Here is a 4,648-nt window from a genome sequence, read left to right on the forward strand (position 1 = left end):
CCTGGAGCTGCAAGCCCGGGCGTGACCCAGCGCAAGAGCGTTGACGAGCCGCTGCAGACCGGCATGAAGGCCATCGACGCGATGATCCCGATTGGCCGCGGCCAGCGCCAGCTGATCATTGGTGACCGCCAGACCGGCAAGACCGCCATCGCCGTGGACACCATCCTGAACCAGAAGGCCAACTGGGCCAGTGGCGATGCGACCAAGCAGGTGCGCTGCATCTACGTGGCCGTGGGTCAGAAGGCCTCGACCATCGCCGCCGTGCGCCAGACCCTGGAAGAGCAGGGCGCCCTGGAGTACACCACCATCGTGGCCTCCCCGGCCTCGGACCCGGCTGGCTTCAAGTACCTGGCACCCTACGCCGGCTCGGCCATCGGCCAGCACTGGATGTACGGTGGCAAGCACGTTCTGATCATCTTCGATGACCTGTCCAAGCAGGCCGAAGCCTACCGTGCCGTGTCGCTGCTGCTGCGCCGCCCGCCGGGACGCGAAGCCTACCCGGGCGACGTGTTCTACCTGCACTCCCGCCTGCTGGAGCGTTGTGCGAAGCTCTCCGACGAGCTCGGCGGCGGTTCAATGACCGGTCTGCCGATCATCGAGACCAAGGCCAACGACGTCTCGGCGTACATCCCGACCAACGTCATCTCGATCACCGACGGCCAGATCTTCCTGCAGTCGGACCTGTTCAACGCCAACCAGCGTCCGGCCGTCGACGTGGGCATCTCGGTGTCCCGCGTGGGTGGTGCCGCGCAGGTCAAGGCCATGAAGAAGGTCTCCGGTACCCTGAAGCTGGAACTGGCCCAGTACCGCGACATGCAGGCCTTCGCCATGTTCGCCTCGGACCTGGATGCCGCCTCCAAGCAGCAGCTGACGCGTGGTGCGCGCCTGATGGAACTGCTCAAGCAGGGCCAGTACACCCCGTACCCGGTCGCCGACCAGGTCGTGTCCATCTGGGCCGGCACCAACGGCCACCTGGACGATGTGCCGGTCGCCGATGTGCGCCGCTTCGAGCAGGAGTTCATCGACTACCTGCGTCACCGCACCGAGGTGCTGAACGTGATCGCCCAGACCGGCAAGCTGGAGGACGAGACCGTCGAGGCCATGAAGGCCGCCGTGGCGGACTTCAAGGCCGGCTTCTTCGGGGATGGCGCGGACCGCCTGGTCAACGCCGGCCACGAAGAGCACGACGCCCTGGATTCCGAGGCCGTCGACCAGGAACAGATCGTCAAGCAGAAGCGCTGACAATCTCCTTGGGTAGGTGGGGCGCCGCGCAGGCGGCGCCCCACCCCACCCAGGGGATAAGGAAAGGACACACATGGGAGCCCAGATTCGGGTCTACCGCCAGAAGATCGCATCGACCTCGTCGATGGCCAAGATCTTCAAGGCGATGGAACTGATCGCTACATCCCGCATCGGCAAGGCACGCAGCCGTGTCGCGGCCTCGCTGCCGTACGCCAATGCGATCACCCGTGCAGTTACCGCCGTCGCGTCGCAGTCCGATATCGATCACCCGCTGACCACCGAGCCGACGCAGGTGCGCCGGGCCGCGGTGCTGGTGATGACCTCGGACCGTGGACTCGCCGGGTCCTACTCCGCCAGCGTTCTGAAGCAGGCTGAGCATCTGATGGAACTCCTGCGGGAGGAAGGCAAGGAAGTCAAGACCTACCTGGTCGGGCGCAAGGCCCAGGCTTACTTCGACTTCCGCTCGCGCGAGTACGCCAAGGTATGGACCGGGGGAACTGACGCCCCGCTGTTTGACACCGCACGTGAGCTGCGCGAAGTCCTGCTTGAGGATTTCGCCAACGACTTCGAACAGGACGGCGTGGATGAGATCCACGTGGTCTACACCCAGTTCAAGTCGATGGTCACGCAGGAACCGACGGTTATCCGTCTGCTGCCGTTGGAGGTTGTCGAGGGTGACTCCGAGACTCCCGCCGACGAGTTGCTGCCGCTGTACGAATTCGAGCCGACCGCTGAGGAAGTGCTCGATGCACTGCTGCCGCGGTACATCGAATCGCGCATCTTCAACTGCCAGTTGCAAGCCGCCGCTTCCGAGCTCGCTGCCCGCCAGCGCGCCATGAAGTCCGCCGGCGACAACGCCCAGGAGCTGATCAAGAAGTACACGCGACTGCGTAACAACGCCCGTCAGGCTGAAATCACCCAGGAACTCACGGAAATTATCGGCGGCGCAGACGCGCTGAGCAGCTAAGTCCGCAAAGTTCCTACCAGACAAGAAGTGAGAAAGATGACTGCCCAACTCAACGAGCAGGTTACCGCAGGGGCCACCGGTCGCATTGCCCGCGTGACTGGCCCGGTCGTGGACGTCGAGTTCCCAGCCGATGCACTGCCTGCAATCTACAACGCACTGACCGCTGATCTGACGATCAACGGCGAAACCAAGAAGATCACCTTCGAAACCAGCCAGCACCTGGGCGACAACATGGTTCGCGCCATCTCGCTGCAGGCCACCGACGGCCTGGTGCGCGGCGCGCAGGTCACCGACACCGGTGCACCGATCTCCGTGCCGGTCGGCGACGGCGTGAAGGGCCACATCTTCAACGTGCTGGGCGAGGCCCTGGACGTTGACAACTCGGAGATCCAGGTCACCGAGCGCTGGCCGATCCACCGCGAGGCCCCGAAGTTCTCGGACCTCGAAGGCTCCACCGAGATGCTGGAAACCGGCATCAAGTCGATCGACCTGCTCACCCCGTACATCCAGGGTGGCAAGATCGGCCTGTTCGGCGGCGCCGGCGTGGGCAAGACCGTGCTGATCCAGGAAATGATCACCCGTGTGGCCCGCAACTTCGGCGGTACCTCGGTGTTCGCCGGCGTGGGTGAGCGCACCCGTGAAGGCAACGACCTGTGGGTCGAAATGGACGAAGCCAACGTGCTGAAGGACACCGCCTGGTGTTCGGCCAGATGGACGAGCCGCCAGGCACCCGTCTGCGCGTGGCCCTCTCGGCCCTGACCATGGCGGAGTACTTCCGCGATGTGCAGAACCAGGACGTGCTGCTGTTCATCGACAACATCTTCCGTTTCACCCAGGCCGGTTCCGAGGTGTCGACCCTGCTGGGCCGCATGCCTTCGGCCGTGGGCTACCAGCCGAACCTGGCTGACGAAATGGGTCTGCTGCAGGAACGCATCACCTCCACCAAGGGCCACTCGATCACCTCAATGCAGGCGATCTACGTGCCGGCCGATGACTACACCGACCCGGCCCCGGCGACCACCTTCGCCCACCTGGATGCGACCACCGAACTGTCCCGTGAGATTGCCTCGCGCGGCCTGTACCCGGCGATCGACCCGCTGACCTCGACCTCGCGCATCCTGGACCCGCAGTACGTGGGCCAGCACCACTACGATGTGGCGATCCGCGTGAAGTCGATCCTGCAGAAGAACAAGGAACTGCAGGACATCATCGCGATCCTGGGTGTGGACGAACTGTCCGAAGAGGACAAGATCGTCGTGGCCCGTGCCCGCCGTATCCAGCAGTTCCTGTCGCAGAACACGTACACCGCGAAGCAGTTCACCGGTGTCGAGGGTTCGACCGTGGCGCTGAAGGACACCATCGAGGGCTTCGAGGCCATCTGCAACGGCGACCTGGACCACATCGCAGAACAGGCGTTCTTCAACGTCGGTGGTCTGGACGACGTCGAGCGCCAGTGGGCCGAGATCCAGAAGGCCAGCAAGTAGCATGGCCGAGCTTCAGGTCGAAATCGTGGCGGCCGACCACTTCGTGTGGGCCGGCCCCGCGAAGCTGGTCAAGGCGCGTTCGGTGGACGGTGAGATCGGAGTTCTGCCCGGTCACGTGCCGACCCTGACCGTGCTTGCCGCAGGGGATCTGGAAATCGACCCGGTTTCCGAGGCCCGCTTCTCGGTGCGCATCGATGGGGGATTCTTCTCCGTCGACCACGACCGGGTGGTTATCGTCGCCGACAACGCAGTGGTTAACGCAGCGTAGGCGCCATTGATCGAGATTAGCGCACCAGTTCTGATCGCCTTGCTGGTCTTGGCCGGCATCGTGACATTCTTTGGTGCCATGGGCGTGCGCCGCTTCCAGTTGCGGCGCACGCTCGGAACCTTCGATGCCTCCTACCACACGCCCGCGGGCAAGTGGGTGATGTGCATTGGACGCTACGGCACGGCCCATGTGGACCTGCTGCGGTTCTTCTCGGTCTCGCCGATCCCGGCGTTCGTGCTGGAACGCCGGGGCCTGGACATTTCCGGGTGGCGGCGGCCCAAGGACGATGAACGGGGCAAGATCCCGCCGGGGTTCATCATCGTTAGCCTCAAGCGCGGCGATGAACTGATCGAGATGGCGATGGACTACCGGGACTACACCGGGTTCTCCGCCTGGCTCGAGGCCGGCCCGATCGCCGGCTCCTGGCAAATCTAGTCGACACCGTCTCCTGGCTGAGACAACAGCTGACCCCCAACCTTCACAGGTTGGGGGTCAGCTGTTTAACGACACGACGGATGGCGGGCGGACCGAGCCCGGTATGCGGGTTCAGTCCAGCAGCTGCCCGTTGCGGAACACCTGGCGCAGCTCCAGGTTCGGGCCAAGCACCAGCAGGTCGGCCACGAAGCCTGGTGCAGCGCCCGGCCTCATCGGCCAGCCCGATCAGGTAGGCCGGCACCTTGGTGGCGG

The 4,648-nt window shown here is 64.5% G+C and carries 5 protein-coding genes and 1 pseudogene; 5 read left to right on the forward strand and 1 reads right to left on the reverse strand.

The window, feature by feature from the left end; all coding sequences use genetic code 11:
• From atpA to JCM19049_RS08320, 5 genes and pseudogenes are all read left to right on the forward strand, one after another.
• Positions 1-1,242 (forward strand): F0F1 ATP synthase subunit alpha (atpA, locus tag JCM19049_RS08300; protein ID WP_054821359.1); only part of this gene is annotated, 1,242 nt, incomplete at its 5' end.
• Positions 1,243-1,315: 73 nt separating this feature from the next.
• Complete coding sequence (locus JCM19049_RS08305) at positions 1,316-2,209, forward strand: F0F1 ATP synthase subunit gamma (RefSeq protein ID WP_054821356.1); 894 nt, start codon at positions 1,316-1,318, stop codon at positions 2,207-2,209.
• Between the two features lie 36 nt (positions 2,210-2,245).
• Positions 2,246-3,693 (forward strand): annotated as a pseudogene (gene atpD / locus JCM19049_RS08310) (F0F1 ATP synthase subunit beta).
• Position 3,694: 1 nt separating this feature from the next.
• A complete protein-coding gene (locus JCM19049_RS08315) occupies positions 3,695-3,961 on the forward strand; it encodes a F0F1 ATP synthase subunit epsilon (RefSeq protein ID WP_054821357.1) in 267 nt (88 codons plus the stop codon).
• A gap of 6 nt (positions 3,962-3,967) precedes the next feature.
• Complete coding sequence (locus JCM19049_RS08320; protein WP_054821358.1) at positions 3,968-4,396, forward strand: DUF2550 domain-containing protein; 429 nt, start codon at positions 3,968-3,970, stop codon at positions 4,394-4,396.
• A gap of 43 nt (positions 4,397-4,439) precedes the next feature.
• Here the strand turns inward: JCM19049_RS08320 and JCM19049_RS19550 are convergent.
• Positions 4,440-4,648, reverse strand: a 209-nt coding sequence (locus JCM19049_RS19550; RefSeq protein WP_279402767.1) for a hypothetical protein, incomplete at its 5' end; no start/stop codon positions are given.

The sequence above is a fragment of the Arthrobacter sp. JCM 19049 genome, assembly GCF_001310435.1.